The following is a 22861-nucleotide window of genomic DNA, read 5'->3' on the forward strand; positions in this document are numbered from 1 at the left end:
CTAATTTCCATTGAATCGATTGAAGCGGCAATGATACCAAACCGTACTTTGAACCCCAAGGGCATTGCATCTAACTGGTGATAAATCTGCCTTTGGGAATGTTGGTGCTTAACGAAATAGGTAAGGGAACAGCTTTTTACGTTCTTCCTCTGAAAGGGAGGAAACACGAGCGATGTTCGTATCGGGAATGGATTCAGGATCAGGATAGTGTTTTAGTACCTTTTCCATACTCTCTTCGCGAATCAAATGGAAGATCGGGTAAGGAGAACGATTGGTCAGGTTTTCGTCGTCTTCAGGCCTAGCGCCGCCAAAACAGTAATCAGGATGGAAAGTCGCTACTTGGAAAATACCTTCCCAGTTTTGCTGCTTAATTAATCCTTCAACCCAATCTATGCAAAAGTTGTAGTCCCAGAAATCTTGTAGCATGTTGGGAACCACAACCAACGTGGTCTCAAGCTGTTCGGGTTCTGTGTTACTCAGCTCAATCAGCTGCAATAAAATATCTTCAAGAAGCGTTTCTTCTTGAGTCGCTTCACTAACAAAGATTTTTATTTGTTTATTACGTTGCGGCTTGGCAGCAAACGGACAAAGGTTGAGCCCGATTACTACATCGTTGAGCCATTGATCGACCTGTTGAGTGATCGCTTCGATATCTGTGTTTTGTGTTGAACGCGTTGACATACGACTTTCTGGTTTTTATTAAAGTAGCGCAAGCATAGCAGAGTTGGTTATCCAAGTAACCAGAGAGGTATTACGCAAATGAGCGTACCTTAGCTACTCTTTAAACTCGCAGCGTCAGGTGTTTGGTCAGTATGCTTTCTTTCGGCAATGTGTTTCAAATACGCAATTGCAGCAAACATCGCTAGGTAGACTGCGCTTCCTCCCATAAGAACACTCGACCAACCACCATGTTGCCAACAATAAAGAAGTAAGAATCCTCCTAAGCTACCGCCTACGTAGTAGTGTACTAAGTAGAGCGCTGTCGCGGTGGCTTTGGCGCGAGTGGCGTTCTGACCGACCCAACCGTAGGCGAGGGTATGAGTAAAGAAGGCACCAAAACTTATCAGCAACAACCCAAATAGCATTGCAGTCAAGCTTTCAACCGCCGCAATCCACATCCCCGCCATGCTCACTATCGCGCCTAAGAACATACCGAGGATTGATGAATAACGTTTACTCCAGTGGCCTGCGCAACGAGAGGAGAAAGTCCCTCCCAAGTAACAAATAAAGATCAGTGAGGCCAACCCGACGGGCACATTGTGAGGTTCACTCACCAGACGGAAACCCATGACGGAGTAAAGGTTGACGAACAAAGCAAAGTTGAGTCCTCCTATCAGCATTGCGAACCACACGCGTTGGTTTTTAAAATGACCAATAAGCGCACGATTTTGATGGCGCAAGCTGCTTGATGACGGGGTGAAGTTGCGCTGTGTTGGCAATAAATAGTGAACGCCAATGACACCAAGAAGAGTGAACACCATCATAACTTCAATGGCGACATCAACACTGAAATTGTCCGCCAATAAGCCGCCGCTAATACGCCCTGCAATACCGCCTAATGAGTTAGCCGCAATGTACGTTCCAATTGCCATCGAGAAAGCGTGCTTGTCGAGCTCTTCTGCCATGTAAGCCACGGCGACTGCAGCAAAAGCTGCGAGCGCGACACCGATCAGTGCTCGACATACCACCAAAAACAGAAATGAGTCACCAAATAGCATCAAAGCGGAAAGGGTAGGAATCGAAAACAGACCAGCCATCATGACTGGCTTTCTTCCCACTGATTCTGACAACACAGCCATTGGAACGAGGCTAAAAGAGAGAGCGAGTGTTGAGGCCGCAAATAACCAGTTCACTTGCGTTTCTGAGATCGTGAAAATTTGAGCAAAAGTGGGCAGCATTGGCTGTAGTAGGTATAAATTTGAAAAAACCAAGAAGGAACCAAGCGCTAGCGAGAGTGTAATGCGTTTGTATTCCGGTGTGCCAAAACTGACCATGAATCCTGCCTAATGTGAGCAAATGGAGAGACTGTGATCAATCTATCAGTTCGTTGTAAATTAAAAAAATATATTAAAAATATGGACACCATATATTTTTGATCTAATGGAATCGAAACAACTTAAACATTTTCTGGCGGTCGCTGAACATGGAAACATTACCCATGCAGCGAAAGCCCTGCATATTGCCCAGCCCGCATTAAGCATTTCTATCAAAAAGTTTGAGCAGTCTTTGGGCGTTACCCTATTTCGCCGTGATGATAAAAAAATCAGCTTAACGAAAGAGGGCGAAACGTTACTTGTGCATGCTAAGCGGGTGATTCAACAGTTGCACGACGCGCAGCTCGCGATTGATGAGCTGAAAGGTTTAGCGAAAGGCGAAGTAAGGCTCGGGACGCCATCAATGATGGGCAGTTATTTTTTTCCACGAATTGTGATGGCGTTTAAAAGCCAGTTCCCGGAGTTAAAATTGACCTTGGTCGAAGCTGGGACTCAATCGATTCGTCGTATGCTGCTCAATGGTCAACTCGATATTGGTGTGATCAGTTGTGATAATGTGCCTGATGATCTAGAAACTGACCATTTGTTTACTAGCCAAATGGTCGCAGTTGTTTCACCTGAGCATGAGTTAGCCCAGCGACACGCTCTTACTTTTGATGAGTTCTTTGAACACGATTTGGTTATGTTTCAGCATGGCTATTTTCACCGCGAATTTTTGGATCAGGTGAGTGAGGAGCATGGGTTTACCATGAAGTCATCATTCGAGACCAACTTACTGCCTTTGATTTTGAGTATTGTAAAACAAGAGTTTGCGATTACCGCGTTACTGGAATTGGTGACTCAACATGAGTCGGGCGTTGTTGGCTTACCGTTTGAACCACCAGTGACGCTGGATCTGGCACTTGCTTGGCGCAAGCAGGGGTACTTATCAATAGCAGATCGAACGTTTATCGACTTTATCAAGCGCTACGTTTAAACGCAGCGCAGATTCATCGTCCGAGCACTAGTCGCCTTTGTACATCTTCTCGAAGTTCTTTGGGTTCCAGCCAATCATTACCCGATCACCAATTTTTAAAACTGGCACTGAACGAGCACCAAGCGCATCAAGTTCTTTGCGACCGCGTTGCATCTTAGCATTGCACAAACGATAGTTAATATTTTTCGAATCCAGATAACGTTGAGCATCTTTGCAGTGAGGGCATTTGTCTTTGACATAAAGAACGACACGTTTCATTGAATTTCTCTCCATTATCATTGGGAGGCGAAGTTTAACGGCCTTTCACCATAAATGAAAGGCGAAAGCTAAGGTGAAACTGTCTTTTATCTCAGGTATATTGAGCGCCTTTATTTTGTCATAACAGACGTTAACTCTATGCATCCGTCACTTCGATACATTCAGGGCTACCCACAAAACATCGTAGAGCAGGTGAGCTCATTGATAGCGAGTGGCAAGTTTGTTCCTTGGTTCGAAAAGCGTTGTCCCGATAGGCACCAAATCAAAAGCGAAAGGGCGCTCTATGAGTACGCCATGGCAATCAAAAACCGCTACATGAAGAAAGCCGCGCCAATCAGTAAAGTTGTCTACGATAAGAAAATTCACGCGGTAAACAACGCGCTTGGTTTGCACAGTGTAATCAGTAGAAACCATGGCGGTAAGCTGAAGTCGAAAAACGAGATTCGCATTGCCAATGTATTTAAGGATGCGCCCGAGCCACTATTAAGAATGATGGTGGTACATGAGTTGGCGCATACTCGTGAGAAAAACCACGACAAGGCGTTCTATCAGCTATGTTGCTATATGGAGCCTGAGTATCACCAACTCGAATTTGATGCTCGTTTGTTTATGATTTACCTCGATTTAAAAGCGAATTTGAATGAAGAACAATAATCACAACGCGAAGCAAGCAAAGCCAAAGACTTCAATGGCGGGTCAGAATAAAGACGCGAATAAAGCCAAGCCGAAGCGTGTTAAAGACAAAGTTGCGCGCAAATCCTCGCAGCCTGCAGGAAAGAGCGAAGTCGAGTTCATAAAAATAGCGAAGAATGGTTTGCATGAGCGTAATGTTCATCGAGGTCGTTACGATTTTAAAAAACTCGTGGAAAGTGAACCACAGTTAAAGCCATTCGTTATCAAAAATCCGAAAGGGGAAGACTCCATAAACTTCTCTGATCCTAATGCTGTTAAAATGCTCAATAAAGCATTGCTTGCTGCGTATTATGGTATCGAGTTCTGGGACATTCCCGACACCTACCTTTGCCCACCGATTCCGGGCCGCGCTGATTACATTCACCGAGTGGCAGAACTACTTGATGGTGAAGTAAAAGGTCAGTACGCGCACCAAAAAGTGAAAGCGTTGGACATTGGCGTGGGAGCAAACTGTATTTATCCGATTGTTGGTGTAACAAAATACAGTTGGCACTATACGGGCAGCGATGTCGATCCAAAATCCATCCAATCGGCTCAAACGATCGTAGAGCACAATCGTGTTTTGACGGGAAAAATTGCACTGGTACAGCAATACAATGATGCCAATATTTATCGAGGTATCATTCAACCGAATGATCGTTATGATGTGACGACATGTAATCCGCCATTCCACCGTTCGGCGGAAGATGCCGCTATGGGCAGCCAGCGTAAAATCGATAATCTAAAAGCAAACCAGCGCAAGAAAGGGCTAAAACCTCAAACCGCACAAGTAAAGACAAGTAAACCTGCGTTGAATTTTGGCGGTCAAAACGCTGAATTGTGGTGTGAAGGCGGAGAAGCGGCGTTTATCCGAAAAATGGCGAATGAAAGCCAAGCTTTTGCCGCGCAGGTCTTGTGGTTTACAACACTTATATCCAAAAAAGACAACGTTCGCCCGATGCGTAAGCAGCTTGAAAAATTGGGTGTGAAAGCCGTTTGTGTGGTTGAAATGAGTCAAGGGCAGAAAGTGAGCCGCTTTGTAGCTTGGTCATACATGGATAAGCAACAGCGCAAAGCATGGATTGAACTAAAGTAACGTTGACCGTTTCACACTGAACAATAAAGTAGGAAGCCCGCTGATATCAGCGGGCTTCTATTTTGGGAGATCTAAAACTTAATGATGGGCTCACAATCTAGTGAACTGAGAGAGACAAAAGTATCTGTTTTGGCATAGTACAAGCCACAGGTTTCACCTCTTATCTGCAACGTATATTGGTCTGGAAGATCCGCATAGCTGCCATCCAACAGTTGATTGTTGTTCCCTTTTACTCGTCCTTTTTCAATCAACAAATGCGGTGAGGATTCAAATACGTTATTTGCGATTCTAGGTGCTGGTGTCCCTTGGATTTCTGCGATCGCGTTTTGAATCTCTATGACTGTTTCCGGAGAGTTCTTTTTACTCAATGCTTCAACGGGTTCTTGTGACATAGCTTGGCATCCTATCAAAGAAATCGAAGTGCCTAAGAAAAGCGCAACCCGAATCAGCATTCGTAAAAAGTTAGTTGATCTCAACATGAATTGCCTCTGTTCGTAGCGGAGAGCGAAGATCGCTTAACTCTGGAGATGAAATGTTACGCGGCATGGCGTTGAAACTTGAAGGGGATACTGGCGGACAGGTTCCAGTTTCCATGTAGTTTAGTGCCGCAGAAAGCATACCTTCAGATGGATCGCCTAATGGTTTTGTTAGGTCGTCATTGACCCAGCAACCTTCCACTCTGTTGTTTAAGCCTAACTCGGTATTGATTTGGCTCTTTGGAGTAGGAATAAAACCATCAGCGAAGTCGCCAAATTTTTTCTCGTTCGCCGACTTGAACTGAATAGTGTAGTACATAGTGCCGCAGTTTTGTTCTGGTGAGAACCCATACGGTTTACCTGTGGTTGTTGAGCCTATTTGGATAACCTCCACATCAATGCCGCGCAAAGCGTTGATCAACAGTTCACTTGAGGAAGCCGTGCCTCCTGAAGTCAGTACATATACGCGCTTTTTGTTCAGTGTCGGAAGCACTTGGTCCGAATATTTCTGTGCTGCCCAGTCTATTGCTAGATTCGTAAAGCGATAGATGTTATCCCCATCTTTAATGGTACGCATCACTTTGTCATTATGAATCAACTCACTGAAGACTCGGTTCTGACCAGCACCGCTTAGCATGTAGCCTACTTGCGAGGACTGAAGGACTAAGCCACCGCCGTTGTAACGTAAATCAACGACGATCTCGTCAACATTCTCTGCTGAGAGCGTACTGAACGCCTCAATAAGCGGGGCTTGAGCGCTTGGTTCAAAGGAGTTGTATTGCAGATAGCCGATCCGCATACCATTTTGTGTAATCACTTTGGCATTTTTAACTGGAGAGGTCATGACATCAGAGGCGGTAAGCGTCACGGTTTTCTCTAGACCGCCAACACTCTCAAATGTGAAGGTGTAATCTTGATTGATGTCAGGGTTAAAGAGCGTTTTATTAATAAAATCAATGTCGGACTGACTACCGGTGTTAACCACATCAATATTATTGATTTTCAGAAGCTTATCACCACGAGCAATGCCGCTTCTATCAGCTGGCGAGGCTTCTTCAGTGTAGGAAATACGAACGTCTCGAGGTTGTACGCCACGTAGGAATGCCCAGTTAAAACCAAATCCAGCAACTAAACCGGATTGCGATGATTTCATATCATCCTCATAAGGGACGGTAAAATGGAAGCGATCTTTTGGTTTACCCGTCGCGGTAGTAGCAGAGGTGACCAGCGTATTGAAGTAATCAGTAACAGTTTTGTAGTTTGCTGGATTATTATCAGGAACCTCGTCATACCATAGATACGTTTCGTTAGTAAAAGCTCTTAAAAAGAGTTTTTCGTGTAATGCAGAGCCCAATTTATCTGGATAGGCGGCATAGTTGTCATATGGGTCCAGTCCGACGCGGGGCGTTTCACATTGGTTGATAAACGTTTTCGACGGTTGGCTAAAATCATGAACTTTCCACGTTGGACCGTTTGCACTGCTAGTGGACGGAGTAGGTGATGAGCTATCACTGCCACCACCGCCACAGCCTTGTAATAATGCGAGAGTGACTGCCGTTGCTAAAGAATACTTAAATTTCACTTTTCTATGTCCTTATAAATAATAGAATTATAATTATGTGTTTTGCTTTTGTTTTTATTAGCTAGGTGAATGTATTAATTTAATTTGTTCGTCTGCAAATTTATAGTTAAATAGTGTGAGGTAAATAACGTAAAAAAGTTGTCTTTTATACTTAAGCTAAATTAGTCATTACTTAAGTTTTCTGTCTATTTCAAAAGAGCTAACAAGACAATTAATAAGTGTGAAATTAAGACAAGTTCTTAGTTGACTAAGCGACGCTTGCTAAATAAAAAATCAGAATTAGATTCAGGAAACGCTTTGAATCAATAGTTTGGTAGGGATATATGATGTTATCTCGGGGGTGTTTGATTTATTTATCTGATGCTTTAACTTAATTTAGTGAGTTGAGCGACGTGCTTTAATAAGCTTCCGTCAATGTTAGGTAAATCATCAGCGAAAAATATCTGAGCACCGGGAGTGCAGCGCATTAATATATTTGTTAGTTCACCTTCATTGTTGGAAGTGTTAACTGCGTTAAGTTTCGCTAATTTATTACAAAGCTCGTCCTCTATTTGCACTTTCTGCTCTTCGGTGAGCCTAATGCGACCTATACATACGCCTGGGTTGATATCATGAGAAAGCGAATCTTGTTGAAATCGCTCTTTGAATAAGGTGTCTAATGCCGTACCTTCTTCCATAATAAATCGACGACCAGAACGATAAAACAAGCCGTCTCCGAAGTTTTCGACATATCCTAGAATTTCCGCGATACGTAAATAGAATCGTAAGCTTGTATCAGAAAGCCCGTAAGTTTGGGCTATCTCTTGCGGTTTAATATCACGAGAAGTCAGCATATAAATAAAATCAAGTAAATAAGGATGCTCAACGAAAAGGGCGCTCTCTTCATCTGTTAGCATTTGCTCGTTTTGGTGCTGAAGCTCGTTGGCTAAGGTTGCGAGTTCGATGAGATCGGTATTCAGGTAGTTCAGATAAATAAGTACTTTATCCAAACCTAAAGCTGGATTATGTAGGTGGCGTTTAATACTAGATAAAGGGATGCCACTTTTCTCTGACAAGGAATTGTAGCAAAGCCCTTCTTCTTTAATCTTTTGTCGTAGCGCTGCGAGTAAAAACTTTGGTCCAACATTCATCCTTGAATATCACCTTATTCGTTATTCCGTTTACTGGCTGATATTTTGCCTTTCAAGCAGCAGGTTTCGAATCGCTGTGCCCGCTTCTAGAATGTGTTTTTTCAGCAGGTACTTGGCGCCTTCGATATCGCGATTTTGGCACATTTCAAACAAGTTTAAGTGCTCTTCTTCTGCCTTTTTAATGCCTGTAGTAAACAATAGCTGCATGCGTATGTATCGGTCACACTTTGTGTTCAGGTTGTAAATGACGTCCATAGTTTCAGGCATGTTGGCTGGCGCATATAGGGCTTTGTGGAACTCGTAGTTGTAGTTGCTCCATTCTTCTACTTCGTCGCCACTGTTCACTACTGACTCGAAACGTTCGCGAACTTCGCGCGCGCGTTCAAGGTCAGCGTCTGTCATATTTTGAATCGCACGCTCTAAAATGTGGCACTCCACGACAGCGCGCAGTTCAAATAGCTCATTGATTTTCTCTGGAGATAGCTCGGTGACCGTCGCACCTTTGTGAGGTTCAAAGCTAACGAGTCCTTGTGCTTCCAATTGAACTAACGCTTCACGCACAGGAATTCGGCTAACATTAAACTCTTTTGCTAACGCATCTTGACGTAAAGGTTGACCAGTTTTTAACTCGCCCTTCAAGATCTGAGTTCGAATTGCTTCCTCAACGAGCTGAGTGCGCGTTTTAAAAACAGGTTTCTGTGACATTGAAGTCTCCCGTTAAATTAATATTGTATCCAATCCATTTTACTTTAGTAGTTTATTGTTTTTCTGGCACAAACCAACTAGGAAAGAAGGTTTTGAGAAGTAGAGTGAAATAAAAGGCATCAGTTGATGCCTTTTTGAGCCATTTGTTGATCTTATTGGGACACACTGCCATCTATGGCGCGTTGGATACCTAGTGGGTTCGACGCTTTTAATGAATCCGGCAATAAAGATTCTGGCAAAGCTTGATAAGCGACCGGACGCAACCAACGATGAATAGCCTCCGCACCGACAGATGTTGAGGCAGAATTGGTTGAAGCCGGATATGGTCCACCATGAACCATAGCGTAACCAACCTCGACGCCAGTTGGCCAACCGTTGAATACAAGGCGTCCGGCGATTTCTTCCAAACTTGGCAGCAGTTGCTTGGCTTGTTCTTCGTCTTCAGCGGTAGCGTGAAGGGTTGCGGTGAGCGAGCCAGTCAGTGAATCACTCAGTTTCAACATGTCATCGAAATCTTCACAGATTACGATTAACGATTGAGGACCAAATATTTCTTCCTCCCATTGCGGGTTTTCACGCCAGTTTTTACTGTCCGTCACGAACAGTGCTGGTGAGACATTGGTCGCTTCTGCTTGTTCAGAACGAGTGACGTTAATGCCTGTTTCGGAAGCTCGCTTATTCACTTCGGATTCATACGTTTCTCGGATTCCTTGAGTTAGCAAAGTGGCCGTTGATTGTTGTCGAATTAGCCCTTGAGCGGTCTCGATAAAGGCTTGCGTTTCTGGGCTATTCAAGACAAATACAACGCCAGGTTTAGTACAAAATTGTCCACAGCCCAAAGTCATAGAAGCTACAAACTCTTCAGCCAATGAGGCGTTTGCTCGTATGGCTGAAGGGAGAATAAATGTTGGGTTAATCGCCCCTAGTTCACCATAGAATGGGATTGGCTCTGGTCTTTGCTGAGCTAGATTGAACAGCGCACGGCCACCACCGACGGAGCCTGTAAACCCAACCCCTTTAATTTTTGGATGGGTAACGAGTGCTTGGCCAAGTGCGCGTTTGTTGCCTTGCAATAGCGTGAAGATGGCTTGCGGTAAGCACTCTTTCTCCAGTGCAGCCTCAATACACTCTGCAACAAGTTGACTGGTGCCAGGGTGGGCGGTATGGCCTTTTACAATCACAGGACAGCCAGCTGCCAGTGCCGAAGCCGTATCACCACCTGCCGTAGAAAATGCGAGCGGAAAATTAGACGCACCAAACACGGCGACAGGGCCAATTGCGATTTGTTGACGGCGAATATCTGGTTTTGGCAGTGGTTGACGGTTTGGGTTTGGCGTATCGAAAATTGCTTGATGGTGATTACCCGATCTCACAACCTCGGCAAATAGTCTTAATTGGCTCGCTGTACGTCCTATTTCACCGCTTAAACGTGCTTCGGGAAGGGCAGTTTCCAAATGAGCACGAGCAACGATTTCTTCACTCTTCACTTCCAATTCAGAGGCGATAGAGCAAAGTAAGCTCGCTCGCTTTGCATTGCTTAGTTGGCGAAACTCACGCGCAACGCTTTGGGCGGCTGAGGCGGCTTGATTAACTTCTTGCTCTCCATGTACCGGAAACGCTATAGGTAGAGGCTCACCAGTAAAGGCGTTGACTGCGTAAAAAGTGGTTGGTTCTTGTGGGTTCATCATTCTTCCTTACTATCCTTATTACTTCACTTCAAATCCGTACGCATATGGGTCTTCATCGTCTACCCATATCGTGTTGTGACCGTATACTTGTGCCCATCCTTCAATGCTTGGCAAAATAGCGGCTTTGCCATTCACTTCGGTAATGCCTTCTATACGTCCTTGAAATAGGCTGCCGATGATACTTTCGTGAACAAAGTCTTCCCCTTGATTGAGCTTGCCTCTTGCATGCCATTGCGCCATACGTGCACTTGTTCCCGTACCACATGGCGAACGATCCAACGCTTTGTCGCCGTAAAACACAGCATTTCGAGCGGTGGCGTTTTCTTGAGTGGACTCTCCGGTCCATAGCACGTGAGAAACACCGCACACTGTTGGATCTTCTGGATGTACGCACTCAACCGCTCGAGATACCGCTTCGCGAACTTTTGGTGAAAGCATCAAAATTTCATCTGGAGAGTAGTGTTCAAGTCCGGCGTAGTTTTCTTGAGGATCGACGATTACGTAATAGTTTCCGCCATAAGCAACATCGACAGTGAGCTCACCTAAGCCCTCTATGTCCACGGTTACGTCTTGGTGGGCAAGGTAAGCTGGTACGTTAAATATCTTCACCGACGTGACCTTGTCACCTTTTGTTTGGTAGTGCACTGCGATTTGTCCTGCTGGGACATCAAGTATCAAACGGCCTTCTTTTTTGGGAGTGATAAGGCGATTCTCGATAGCGGTAGTGACGGTTCCAATGGTGCCGTGGCCACACATTGGTAAGCAGCCACTGGTTTCAATAAACAGAATTGAAGCGTCTGCGTTATCGCTGCAAGGAGGCAAGACAACGGACCCCGACATCATTGAGTGTCCGCGAGGCTCAAACATGAGTGCCTGACGAATCCAATCATAATGCTCAAGAAAGTATTGGCGCTTTTCGCTCATGGTATTGCCTTCGAGTGGAGGCACACCGCCTGCTACCAGCCTAACTGGGTTGCCGCAGGTGTGGGCATCAATACAGAAAAAAGTTCCTTGTCTCATTTTTCGCTCCTTGCTGAAAAAATGGTTGAATTAAACAATAGTGATGTTAACGTAATGTAAAATATATTGTATACAATCTACGTTTTCAAGTGTGACTCGGAGCATATTTATGTTGGTCAAGGATGAAACCAAAAAGGAAAGGATCGCCGTGATAGGTGCGGGGATTATTGGCTTATCAATTGGATTGAAGTTGCAGCAACAAGGTTATCAAGTCACGATTTTTGATCCCAATGGCGTGGGGAATGGATGCTCTAAGGGAAACGCAGGTCATATCGCGACTGAGCAAATCTTCCCTCTTGCAACGCCAGCGCTGCTTCCACAATTACCTAAAATGCTGCTAGATTCCAAAAGTCCGGTTTCGATCCGTTGGCAAGATATTCCAAACACAATCGGGTGGATGATTCGTTTTCTATTACAAACAAAGCCATCAGCCGCGGAGCGGGCAAAAAACGCGATTAAGAGTCTTAACGAGCGGTCAGTGGCAAGTTGGCGTGGCGTGCTTGATTCAATCGGAAAAGCACATCTAATAAAAATGAATGGTTCATTGCTCACTTTTGAAAACGAGAAACTGTTTCAGAATTATCAAAGCACGCTTAACTCACTGGCTAAAAACGGTGTGGCGTATCAAGTTTGGACACAAGAGGCGATTCGAGAGCGGATACCTGATCTCAGTCATAAGGTTCGTGTCGGCGTCTTTTTTCCCGATACAGGTCATACGCTAGACCCTTATCAGCTCTGTGTTGAGCTAAGTGAAGCTTTTGAAGTTCTTGGCGGTAAGGTTTTACAAAACGGTGTATCTGCGTTGGCGAAAAATGGCGAGGTGCTGGTTGAGTCTCAAACGTATTCATTTGACCGAATCATTGTTGCCGCTGGTGTACATTCTAAGCCTTTGATACGGCAACTAACCGGAGTCAAAGTGCCTATTCAAGCCGAGCGAGGTTATCACCTAATGGTGGATGACAAGCGTGATGTACTGCCATTTCCTATTAGCTCTGCCGATAGAAAATTCATCATGACTCCGATGTCTGGTGGGCTACGCTTGGCAGGCACTGTTGAGTATGCCGATGTAGAATCACCACCCAATATGAAACGTTCAGAAATGCTTTTTCAGTTAGGTGATGAGATGTTTGAATCGGGGTTACATCCACTCAGGCAAGGAGAAAAGTGGATGGGGAATCGGCCTTCAACAGTCGACTCGTTACCGGTTATTGATAGCATTTGGGATGGAAATGTATTACTGGCATTTGGCCACCAACACCTTGGATTAACTCAAGCGGCGATTACGGCAGATCTCCTTTTAGAGCTTATCGAAGGAAAGCCGACATCGATTGATCTTTCACCTTTTTCATTACAACGATTCGCCTGAAAAAATTTAATATTAAATATTGTATAAAATATATTAAATGCTAATGTTAACTTAATTTTAACAAAAACTGGTATCCAACAGCCGTACTCGGATGCCTCCAGAAAAACAACCAAAAGGAGTAAAACATGTCACGAATGACCAAAGCACCATTGGCGCTGTTGATTTCAGGAATGCTGTTGGGGACCTCTGCTTATGCTGAAGACAAATTGACGGTCGTATCTTGGGGTGGTGCATTCACCAAGAGCCAAGTGGAGGCATATCACAAGCCTTTCATTAAAAAAACAGGTGTCGAGATCGTATCCGAGGATTTCAGCGGCGGATTAGCTGAAATTAAAGCGCAGGTGGAAGCGAACAATGTGCGCTGGGATTTGGTTTCTCTCGACAAGCCAGACATTGTTCGTGGTTGCGCCGAAGGGTTACTAGAACCAGTGAGCCCAAGTATTTTGCCTCCGGGCGCAGATGGAACACCAGCACAAGAGGATTTTATTGATGGTGCGATTCACGAGTGCGCAATCAATACCATCGTAGTGTCCACTGTATTAGCGGTGAACGAAGACGCGTTTAAAGGTAAGGCTTTGCCTAGCAAGTTGACCGATCTCTTTGACCTAAAAACTTTTCCAGGTCGACGTGCATTGCAAAAACAGCCTCAGGGTAATCTTGAGTGGGCACTATTGGCTGATGGTGTAAAGCCAGAAGAGGTCTACAGCCTGCTCGAAACCGAAGCGGGGCGTGAGCGTGCTTTTGCTAAGTTGGATACGATCAAATCAGAAGTGCTGTGGTGGACAACAGGTGCCCAGCCACCTCAAATGCTTGCAGACAAAGAAGTGGTGATCGCCTCGGCGTTTAACGGCCGAATCCACAATGCCCGTAAGGATGAAGGTCAACCATTTCGGATTATATGGGACCGTCAAATGGGTTACATGAATGGATGGGCGATACCTAAAGGGAGTGAGAACACAAAGCTTGCATTGGACTTCATTGCTTTTTCTTCAGGAACAAAACCATTAGCTGATCAAGCTAAGTACGTTGCCTATGGGCCTACGCGTAAGTCGTCTTCGGCGGAGGTGAACCCAGACATTTTAGCGAACCTTCCTACCGCACCTCAAAACTTCCAAACCGCCTTCCTGATTAACGATGAATGGTGGTCAGACTACGCGGATGAACTAAATGAAGAGTTCAATACCTGGCTGCTTAACTAGGCGTTAATTTTTGTATGGGGTCGAGTTTTCATCCATAAGCGAGGTTCCGTACTTTCCTCAACTGTATTTATGTTTTCGGAGAAATGATGAAAGTCATCGAAGCACAGCAAGTCGCGCAATGTTTAACAATGAAGTCTCTTATTGAAACGATGCGTGAAATGTACTCGCGGCCAGCAACAATACCTCAACGCCGAGTCATGCCCTTAGAAGAGGGAGAATACGAGGCGTTTGCGCTACTTCCAGCTTGGAACCAGGAGTTGATTGCGGTGAAAGCCTTTACGTATTTCCCGCATAACCCTGAGCAAGGCAAAGATACGCTTGCATCTAAGCTGCTTGTTTTTAGACGAAACGATGGTGAGCCGCTCGCACTCGTGGACGGTAAAGTTTTAACGTTTTGGCGCACCGCCGCAGCTTCTGCGTTGGCAGCGGACTATTTGGCGCGTCCCGATGCTGATCGTCTGTTGATCTGCGGAACGGGCAATCTTGCGCCTTATTTTGCGTGGGCATACGCTGCGGTTCGCCCACTTAAGCAGGTTTATATTTGGGGGCGTAACTCAGATAAAGCCGAGGCGACGGTAGATGCCATTGTGTCATCTTCAGAGTATCAGTCGCTTCCTGATGAGCGTCGGTTTCGCGTTTCAGTCGTAGAAAAAGTGGACCACGTTATCAAACACGTTGACATCATCAGCTGTATTACTGCATCAGCAGAGCCTTTGTTTAATGGCGCAGACGTGCAGCCGGGCACCCATATTGATTTGGTCGGTAATCATGACTTGGACAAGCGTGAATGCGACTCCGAAGCAGTGCAACGAGCACAGGTGTATGTTGATAGCCGTATTAATGTATTAGCCGAAGCGGGCGATCTTCTCATTCCAATTCAAGAGGGCGTATTCACGTCAGACGATATCAAAGGGGAATTACCGCAGCTTTGCGCCCAACAAATCTCAGGACGTCAAAACGATGAGGTCATTACTTTATACAAATCAGTTGGCAGTGCTTTGGCTGATTTGGCCGCTGTAAAGGCGGTGTTGTTAGAAAATGGCATAGATAGCCATGTCTGAGCATTTTCGCTCGTTCATTTAAATTGCATACAATATACATATAAGGAAAGTAGTTCATGAAAATTGATTGGAAAGGTGTTTATCCGGCGGTCAGTACGCAATTTCGTCAAGATCAGTCAATCGACTTAGACGCAACGCAAACTGTTATAGATAACCAAATTAAAGATGGTGTGAATGGCATTATCTGCTTGGGTACCGTCGGTGAGAACTGCGCGTTGTACCCGGAGGAGAAACGCCAGGTCTTGCAAGCGGCAAAAGAAGTCGTAAATGGCCGTGTGCCTTTGATTGCTGGTACAGCAGAGTCTATTACCACAGCAGCTGTTGATTACATGCAGGATGCGTACAAAATTGGTATCGATGGTTGTATGGTGATGCCTGCCATGGTTTACCGCACGTCTGAGAGCGAAACGTTCGAATATTACCGCACGCTAGCAGAAGCAACGCCAGAAATGCCAATCATGATTTACAACAACCCGGTTGCTTATGGTGTCGATGTAAACCTCGATATCATGGCGAAACTGGCTGAGTTTGAAAGTATTGTAGCTATCAAAGAGTCGACCACTGATACTCGTCGTATCACCGAGCTTTACAATAAATTTGATGGCCGCTTTACCGTGTTCAGTGGTGTTGATGACATCGCTCTTGAATCATTGATGCTAGGTGCGACCGGCTGGATTTCTGGTTTAACCAACGCATTCCCAGAAGAGTCCGTTGCGATTTATAAACTGGCAAGCCAAGGTCGTTATGCTGAAGCGTTAGAGATCTACCGTTGGTTCTTACCCCTACTGCGTTTAGACACCATTCCTACGCTGGTTCAGTGCATAAAATTGGCCGAGCAAGTCTGCGGACGTGGCTCTGAACAAGTTCGTGCGCCACGCCAACTCTTACAAGGTGAAGAGCGTCAACAAGTCATTCAAATGGTTGAACATGCATTAGAAACCCGCTTAGACCTATCCAAATACAATCTGTAATTGTGCTGTTTAGTAGAGCGTTAACTGACGCTCTACTCATTCGTAATATTCAAAAAATGAGAAGAGGGAAGTCATGAGCACGGAAAACAAGGACTATGTCAGCTTTCAACACGTTAAGAAAACCTACGATGGCACGAATTTGGTGGTGAAAGACTTCAACTTAGATATTGCTCCTGGAGAGTTCGTTACTATGTTGGGGCCGTCAGGATCGGGCAAGACCACTTGCTTGATGATGCTAGCAGGCTTTGAAACTGCGACCGGTGGAGACATTTATATTGATGGCGTTCCTGTCAATCATCTCGCGCCGCACAAGCGCGATATTGGTATGGTGTTTCAAAACTATGCGTTGTTTCCACATATGACCATTGCTGAGAATCTTGCGTTTCCTTTAAAGGTGCGAAAACTCGACAGTGACACGATTCAAAGCAAAGTTCAGAGTGTATTAGAAATGGTCGAGCTTGAGCATGTTGCGACTCGATACCCGAAGCAGTTATCAGGTGGTCAACAACAGCGTGTTGCGTTAGCGCGAGCATTAGTGTTTGAGCCTAAACTCGTTTTGATGGATGAACCACTAGGCGCGTTAGATAAGCAGCTGCGTGAGCAAATGCAGATGGAAATTAAACATTTGCATGAAAAGCTTGGTATCACCATTTTGTATGTGACGCACGATCAAGACGAAGCTCTCACTATGTCCGACCGTATTGCGGTTTTTAATCACGGCGAAGTGCAACAACTCGCGACACCAACCGAGCTTTATGAATCTCCGAGTAATACGTTTGTTGCGCAGTTTATCGGAGAAAACAACCAACTCTCAGGTTTAGTCAAAGAGTGGGACGGAAAGTATTGCCAAGTGCTCGTTGGGAAAGAGTTATTTACTGCGAAACCTGTCAGAGTCTCTGAGCAAGGGCAGAGAACAACACTTTCCATTCGACCAGAAAAGATTGTTATTCAACCAGAGAAAGCGTCTTGTGAGAACCAAGTCTCGGGCGTCCTACGAGAATTGATTTATCACGGTGATCATTATCGTCTGGTCGTCGAAGTAGAGAGCGTTGGTCACTTCATCGTTAAAGTACCTAACGATAATCGTAAACACTTGCAGTTAACGCCTGGCTCAATTTGTCGTATTGGTTGGCAAAGTGACGATTGCCATGCTCTTGATGGGACACAAACTCAAAGTAGCGAGGTAGCAGCATGAGTCGAGAGCTAACCGCATTAGATTCTGTATTGGAAATCGAACGCCAAGTTCATGAGCAAGAAACCAATTTGAAAGCGCAGTTGCAAAAGGCCGAGCGCCGAAAAAAGCTTCGCTCCATTATGCTCACAACGCCATTGGTGTGTTTTATTCTGCTTACGTTTGCTTTTCCTATCCTCGACATGCTTTATCGAAGCGTGGATAACCGAGAAATATCCCTGTCACTACCACAAACTATTCAAGCCTTAGAAAGTTGGGATTATCAAGGTCAGCCTCATCAAGAAGTCATTGAGGCATTCTCTGTTGAAGTACTTGCGCTTTATCAAAGCAAAGAGCTGCCGAAAATAGCCAACCGGATGAATATTGAAGAGTCTGGTATGCGCAGTTTACTCATGAAAACCGGCAGAAAGTTGTCTCGTTTGACGTCGCTGCCGAGCTCGGTGACACAGTTGGCTAAGCTGGATAAGCGATGGACTAATCCTAAATATTGGGCGGCGTTTAAGAATCTTAGTGGCGCATTAACATTCAGTCACTATCTTGCAGCGCTAGACTTGCAAGTGAATGAGTTTGGAGACATTGAGCCCCAACCAGAAAAACGCCAAATATACGTCGACCTTTTCTTTAAAACTTTTTGGATGTCTATTTCAATCACCTTAATTTGTTTGGTGATGGCGTACCCCGTTGCTTACCTGCTTGCCAATTTACCTGATAAGCGCGCGAACTTACTTTTAATTATTGTGCTGCTGCCATTTTGGACATCATTGTTAGTCAGAACCACGTCTTGGATTGTTCTGCTGCAAAACCAAGGGGTCATTAATGATCTCCTTATTTGGTCGGGTTTTACTTCTGAGCGAATTCAGATGATTCACAATACCTTCGGAACGGTGGTGTCTATGGTGCACATTCTGTTGCCTTTTATGATCCTGCCTCTGTATAGCGTAATGAAAGGAATTAGCCCAACTTATTTCCGTGCCGCTCGTTCTCTAGGCGCGACGCCTTTCATTGCGTTCATCAAAGTTTATATGCCGCTTACGTTACCGGGGATAGGTGCGGGGGCCTTGCTTACTTTCATTCTTTCTATTGGCTTCTACATTACGCCCGCTTTGGTTGGTGGAAGAAGCGGACAGATGATCTCCAATATGATTGCCTATCATATGCAGACATCACTGAACTGGGGGATGGCTGGCGCATTGGGTGGACTGCTTTTGTTCGTTGTACTGGTTCTGTTTTATATATTCAACCGTGTGGTTGGTATTAATAACCTTAAGGTAGGAGGATAACCATGGCATTACCAAACTATGCATCAAAAGTAGAGCGAGTTGCTTACGCAGGTTACTTAGCTTTTTGTGGGTTGGTGCTGTTCTTTTTAATCGCTCCAATTCTGACCATCATCCCGTTATCGTTTAATGCAACGCCTTACTTTACTTTTACCGAGGGGATGTTAAACCTTGATTCGGAAGCGTATTCTACTCGCTGGTATCAAGAAATGTTTACTAGTGATCAGTGGCTGTTGGCGCTGAAAAATAGCACGTTCATTGCTTTTATGGCGACACTCGTTGCAACAGGGCTGGGAACTCTGGCGGCGTTGGGTTTAGCAAGTAGTAACTTGCCTTTTCGCAATACGATTATGGCGCTGTTGATCTCGCCCATGATCGTACCAGTCATTATCTCTGCTGCTGCGATGTACTTTTTCTACACACGCCTTGGCTTATCACAAACTTATTTAGGCGTCATTTTGGCACACGCTGCGTTAGGTACGCCTTTTGTCGTCATTACCGTTACTGCGACGTTAAGCGGCTTTGACCATAGCTTGGTAAAAGCGGCGGCTAGCTTAGGAGCAAACCCTGTTTATACTTTCAGACACATTACCTTTCCTCTGATTCGTCCGGGGATGATTTCTGGCGGCTTGTTTGCTTTTGGCACTTCGTTCGACGAGGTTGTGGTGGCGTTATTCCTGACTGGGGCAGAACAAAAAACCGTTCCTAGGCAGATGTGGTCAGGAATTCGAGAGCAAATCAGTCCGACTATATTGGCGGTCGCTACGTTGCTGATTTTTATGTCGGTGTGTTTGCTCGTGACTTTAGAAGTTCTACGTAGGCGTAATGTACGCATTCGAGGCATTCAAGAATAACCAAACTTTTTCTTTGTTGCTCGCTACGCACTTTTGTTTAGGTGCTCCTCAATTTTTGACCAAATGCGCCTCATTGTAGGCGCTTGTCTTTTGTGTTTATCATCAGCGATGACTGACATGCCACTCCTGTAGATTAATGCCAGCCTGCTCGAAACGTGCCAAAGGCGACTTGTTTGATCGCTGATACCAACTAGCTGGCATGTTTGGTTTAAGTCGGGCTTTCTCTTCCTTGCTAATCACAACATAGTGCAAAAACGCATTAAGTGTGGTTACCATCACGTTAAACGTCATTTCCCCATCTTTGCTGATGGATTTCAATAACCCAACGACGGTTTCCTCAGAGACTAACGGTTCAACCACCGCCTTTTTTCGCTCTTTTATTGATGTTGAAGCGGGCAGTCTTGCACGTGCCGTCTCCCAACAAACTTTGTTGGTTTTACTGACAAGGTTGTGCTTGTAGCAGTAGTAACTGAATAAAAAGCGTGGCAGGTTTTGCCAGCGTTCGGCTTGGACTTCTAACCAAAGATGTTGTAGCTCAATATCAGCGTCGGTCATAGGAGTTGTTTAGCAAAAAGAAAAGAAACCATTTTATCGCTTTTGTGAGGAGCAATAAAAGATATTTGAATGGAAAGATAAACAACTAGTTGATCAATATTACTAAAGCAAATCGATTTCTGGCAAGCTCGTGCAACGGCAACTCGAGTACCAAAAACTGACACCGTCACGTTCAGTTGTTAACAAAATGTTTCATCTTGTCTTGCGAGTAGATTATATGGAGATGCTCTTGCAGTAATAAGGGCAGTGGCGATGCAAAAGACGTAATGCATTTAAGGAAAACTCAATATAGAAGAAATTAGATGGAACTGAAGACTTTGAGTGTCGCGATTGCGACAACATTAACCAGCACTGGCGTATTTGCGTTAAGCGAGCCAGTTTCTCAAGTTACAGAGCAACATGCACATTCGGCTCATACACACGGTGTTGAATCCAATCGAGTTGAATACCAACCAACCGCAACTCTCCCTATTCAGCCCTCCAAGGCAACTCGAGTACAGTCACTTGAAAGCCTTGATGAGTCGAGCACTGCTTGTGATTTGGAAGCATTGGTTACCGAAAGCAGTAACCAATTGATCAGCGAAATTTTAAGTCAGGGCGCGACGTGCGTGAACCAGTTATTCTCTGCTGAAAGTCGGATTCAGGAGTCGGTATTTAGCTCCGATCATATGTACAACATTGCGAAGCGCACTACGACATTGGCGAAGGGGTATACAGGTGGCGGGAGCGATGAACTCGAAACGTTTTTCTTATACTTGCGCGCGGGTTATTACGCCGAGTTTTACAATGACAACATCTCATTTATTGAATGGGTTACCCCAGCGGTGAAAGAATCCGTGGATGCGTTTGTTAATACCGCAAACTTCTATGAGAACAGCGACCGTCACGGCAAAGTGCTTAGTGAAGTCATCATCACTATGGATAGTGCGGGCTTGCAGCACGCGTACTTACCGCAAGTGACCCAGTGGCTTACACGTTGGAATGATCAATACGCCCAGCACTGGTATATGCGCAATGCAGTTAACGGTGTTTTCACTATTTTGTTTGGTGGGCAGTGGAACGAGCAATTTGTGCAAATAATTGGCAACCAAACGGACCTTGCCAAAGCTTTAGGCGATTTTGCTCTGAGGGCATCATCAATCGGTGCTGAAGATGAGTTCATGGCCGCGAATGCGGGGCGAGAGCTCGGGCGTTTGACCAAGTATACGGGTAACGCGAGTTCTGTTGTGAAGAGTCAGCTGAGTCGAATCTTTGAACAGTATGAAATGTATGGTCGGGGTGACGCGGTTTGGCTTGCGGCGGCGGACACTGCCTCATATTACGCAGATTGTAGTGAGTTCGGAATTTGTAATTTCGAAACTGAGCTAAAAGGCTTAGTGCTATCGCAAACTTATACTTGTAGTCCAACAATTCGAATATTGTCCCAGAATATGACGCAAGAGCAACACGCGGCCGCATGTTCTAAAATGGGTTACGAAGAGGGTTACTTTCATCAGTCATTAGAAACTGGTGAACAGCCAGTAAAAGATGACCACAATACTCAGCTCCAAGTCAATATCTTCGATTCAAGCACCGATTATGGTAAGTACGCAGGGCCAATTTTCGATATTAGTACTGACAATGGCGGTATGTACTTGGAAGGCGATCCTTCCCAGCCGGGGAATATTCCCAACTTTATTGCTTATGAAGCCTCTTATGCGAACGCGGATCACTTTGTCTGGAACTTAGAGCACGAATACGTGCATTACTTAGATGGTCGATTTGATCTCTATGGAGGGTTTAGTCATCCAACTGAAAAAATAGTGTGGTGGAGTGAAGGCATTGCAGAGTATGTCGCTCAAGAAAATGACAACCAAGCAGCACTTGAGACGATTTTAGACGGCTCGACATATACCTTAAGTGAGATTTTCGAGACTACTTATGATGGGTTTGATGTCGATCGAATTTATCGTTGGGGGTACTTAGCTGTACGTTTTATGTTTGAAAATCATAAAGATGACGTAAACCAAATGCTGGTGGAAACACGCCAAGGGAATTGGAGCAATTACAAAGCAACGATCACCCAATGGGCGAATTTATATCAAAGTGAGTTTGAGCAGTGGCAGCAAGCCCTTGTCTCAAATGGTGCACCTAATGCAGTCATAACCGCAAACAACAAGGGGAAAGTCGGTGAAAGCATTACATTTAGCAGTGAAAACAGTACAGACCCAAACGGGAAGATCGTCAGCGTCTTATGGGACTTCGGTGATGGCTCGACAAGTACACAAACCAAGCCGACGCACCAATATGGGAGTGAAGGGGAGTATTCGGTCAGTCTAAGTGTGACAGACAGTGAAGGCTTGACGGCAACCGCCACTCATAGTGTTGTTATCTCAACGTTGGGCGGTAATGACACATTGCCACAAGACTGCGCGGTGCAAAGTAAAGTAAGCGGTGGGCGCCTAACAGCAGGAGAGCCTGTTTGCTTGGCAAATCAACAAACCATTTGGCTAAGCGTGCCAGCGGTGAATGAGAGCTCAAATCTGGCGATAACGACGGGGAATGGTACGGGCAACCTAAAGCTTGAATACAGTAACTCTGGTTGGCCGGATGATACTAATCGTCACGGGTGGTCAGATAATATTGGTAATGGAGAGTGTATTACGTTGTCAAATCAGAGTAACTACTGGGGCTACGTTAAAGTCTCTGGTGACTTTGAGAATGCCGCCATCGTCGTTGATTTTGATGCTCAGAAGTGTCGTCAGTAGGGCATTTTAACTGCATCATTTTAATTTAATTGATCGCCTCGC

General features: G+C 45.1%; 21 protein-coding genes. 11 read left to right on the forward strand and 10 right to left on the reverse strand.

Translation table 11 applies throughout. The annotated features are described in order from the left end of the window. Positions 1-108: 108 nt before the first annotated feature. Both R8N46_RS09085 and R8N46_RS09090 read right to left on the reverse strand, forming a co-directional pair. A complete protein-coding gene (locus tag R8N46_RS09085) occupies positions 109-681 on the reverse strand; it encodes a DUF1415 domain-containing protein (protein WP_115385896.1) in 573 nt (190 codons plus the stop codon). Positions 682-770: 89 nt separating this feature from the next. After that, the gene (locus R8N46_RS09090) at positions 771-1994 is read right to left on the reverse strand and encodes an MFS transporter (RefSeq protein WP_047100700.1); all 1224 of its coding nucleotides are present in this window, start codon (positions 1992-1994) and stop codon (positions 771-773) included. 106 nt (positions 1995-2100) lie between these two features. Between R8N46_RS09090 and R8N46_RS09095 the strand changes: the two genes are divergently transcribed. After that, positions 2101-2970, forward strand: a complete 870-nt coding sequence (locus R8N46_RS09095) for a LysR family transcriptional regulator (protein WP_109168432.1) — start codon at positions 2101-2103, stop codon at positions 2968-2970. 27 nt (positions 2971-2997) lie between these two features. On the opposite strand, the gene R8N46_RS09100 is transcribed toward R8N46_RS09095, so the two are convergent. Continuing rightward, complete coding sequence (locus R8N46_RS09100; protein WP_005377871.1) at positions 2998-3228, reverse strand: glutaredoxin family protein; 231 nt, start codon at positions 3226-3228, stop codon at positions 2998-3000. A 138-nt stretch (positions 3229-3366) separates the two neighbouring features. Here R8N46_RS09100 and R8N46_RS09105 point away from each other — a divergent pair, with 138 nt between their 5' ends. Beyond that, a complete protein-coding gene (locus R8N46_RS09105; RefSeq protein ID WP_213972300.1) occupies positions 3367-3882 on the forward strand; it encodes a M48 family metallopeptidase in 516 nt (171 codons plus the stop codon). Continuing rightward, positions 3869-4996 (forward strand): 23S rRNA (adenine(1618)-N(6))-methyltransferase RlmF, encoded by a 1128-nt coding sequence (gene rlmF / locus R8N46_RS09110; protein ID WP_213972301.1) that lies wholly within the window; start codon positions 3869-3871, stop codon positions 4994-4996. Before R8N46_RS09105 ends, rlmF begins: the two co-directional genes overlap by 14 nt. A 71-nt stretch (positions 4997-5067) precedes the next feature. On the opposite strand, the gene R8N46_RS09115 is transcribed toward rlmF, so the two are convergent. The 6 genes from R8N46_RS09115 to R8N46_RS09140 all read right to left on the reverse strand — a co-directional run bounded on the left by R8N46_RS09115 (position 5068) and on the right by R8N46_RS09140 (position 11597). Beyond that, positions 5068-5388, reverse strand: coding sequence for a hypothetical protein (locus R8N46_RS09115; RefSeq protein ID WP_052484232.1), 321 nt, complete (start codon positions 5386-5388; stop codon positions 5068-5070). 70 nt (positions 5389-5458) lie between these two features. After that, positions 5459-7054 (reverse strand): S41 family peptidase, encoded by a 1596-nt coding sequence (locus R8N46_RS09120; RefSeq protein ID WP_206959167.1) that lies wholly within the window; start codon positions 7052-7054, stop codon positions 5459-5461. Positions 7055-7419: 365 nt separating this feature from the next. Beyond that, entirely contained in the window at positions 7420-8184 is a 765-nt protein-coding gene (locus tag R8N46_RS09125) for a hypothetical protein (protein ID WP_005377865.1), read from the reverse strand. Between the two features lie 30 nt (positions 8185-8214). Beyond that, positions 8215-8889 (reverse strand): GntR family transcriptional regulator, encoded by a 675-nt coding sequence (locus tag R8N46_RS09130; RefSeq protein ID WP_053303155.1) that lies wholly within the window; start codon positions 8887-8889, stop codon positions 8215-8217. Between the two features lie 152 nt (positions 8890-9041). Next, entirely contained in the window at positions 9042-10574 is a 1533-nt protein-coding gene (locus R8N46_RS09135) for an aldehyde dehydrogenase (NADP(+)) (RefSeq protein ID WP_213972331.1), read from the reverse strand. Positions 10575-10595: 21 nt separating this feature from the next. After that, the gene (locus tag R8N46_RS09140) at positions 10596-11597 is read right to left on the reverse strand and encodes a 4-hydroxyproline epimerase (RefSeq protein ID WP_213972302.1); all 1002 of its coding nucleotides are present in this window, start codon (positions 11595-11597) and stop codon (positions 10596-10598) included. A 109-nt stretch (positions 11598-11706) separates the two neighbouring features. Between R8N46_RS09140 and R8N46_RS09145 the strand changes: the two genes are divergently transcribed. From R8N46_RS09145 to R8N46_RS09175, 7 genes are all read left to right on the forward strand, one after another. Further along, positions 11707-12963, forward strand: coding sequence for an NAD(P)/FAD-dependent oxidoreductase (locus R8N46_RS09145; protein WP_213871600.1), 1257 nt, complete (start codon positions 11707-11709; stop codon positions 12961-12963). Positions 12964-13088: 125 nt separating this feature from the next. After that, a complete protein-coding gene (locus tag R8N46_RS09150; protein ID WP_017633955.1) occupies positions 13089-14162 on the forward strand; it encodes a polyamine ABC transporter substrate-binding protein in 1074 nt (357 codons plus the stop codon). Between the two features lie 86 nt (positions 14163-14248). Further along, positions 14249-15223 carry an ornithine cyclodeaminase family protein gene (locus tag R8N46_RS09155; protein WP_005377853.1) on the forward strand — a complete coding sequence of 325 codons (975 nt, stop codon included), beginning with the start codon at positions 14249-14251 and terminating at the stop codon, positions 15221-15223. 56 nt (positions 15224-15279) lie between these two features. Next, on the forward strand, positions 15280-16194 hold the full coding sequence (locus R8N46_RS09160; protein WP_145474130.1) for a dihydrodipicolinate synthase family protein: 915 nt from the start codon (positions 15280-15282) through the stop codon (positions 16192-16194). 73 nt (positions 16195-16267) lie between these two features. Further along, on the forward strand, positions 16268-17389 hold the full coding sequence (locus R8N46_RS09165) for an ABC transporter ATP-binding protein (RefSeq protein ID WP_054866064.1): 1122 nt from the start codon (positions 16268-16270) through the stop codon (positions 17387-17389). Next, positions 17386-18666, forward strand: a complete 1281-nt coding sequence (locus R8N46_RS09170; protein ID WP_053350407.1) for an ABC transporter permease — start codon at positions 17386-17388, stop codon at positions 18664-18666. The genes R8N46_RS09165 and R8N46_RS09170 overlap by 4 nt, the downstream gene beginning before the upstream one ends. A gap of 2 nt (positions 18667-18668) precedes the next feature. Continuing rightward, the gene (locus tag R8N46_RS09175) at positions 18669-19517 is read left to right on the forward strand and encodes an ABC transporter permease (protein ID WP_025766753.1); all 849 of its coding nucleotides are present in this window, start codon (positions 18669-18671) and stop codon (positions 19515-19517) included. Positions 19518-19619: 102 nt separating this feature from the next. Here the strand turns inward: R8N46_RS09175 and R8N46_RS09180 are convergent, their stop codons facing one another. After that, the gene (locus tag R8N46_RS09180) at positions 19620-20072 is read right to left on the reverse strand and encodes a hypothetical protein (RefSeq protein ID WP_213972303.1); all 453 of its coding nucleotides are present in this window, start codon (positions 20070-20072) and stop codon (positions 19620-19622) included. A 302-nt stretch (positions 20073-20374) separates the two neighbouring features. Here R8N46_RS09180 and R8N46_RS09185 point away from each other — a divergent pair, with 302 nt between their 5' ends. Further along, the gene (locus R8N46_RS09185; protein ID WP_213972304.1) at positions 20375-22819 is read left to right on the forward strand and encodes a collagenase; all 2445 of its coding nucleotides are present in this window, start codon (positions 20375-20377) and stop codon (positions 22817-22819) included. Positions 22820-22861: the final 42 nt, after the last annotated feature.

This window comes from Vibrio sp. 1874, from assembly GCF_033344395.1.
Lineage (GTDB): Bacteria > Pseudomonadota > Gammaproteobacteria > Enterobacterales > Vibrionaceae > Vibrio > Vibrio alginolyticus.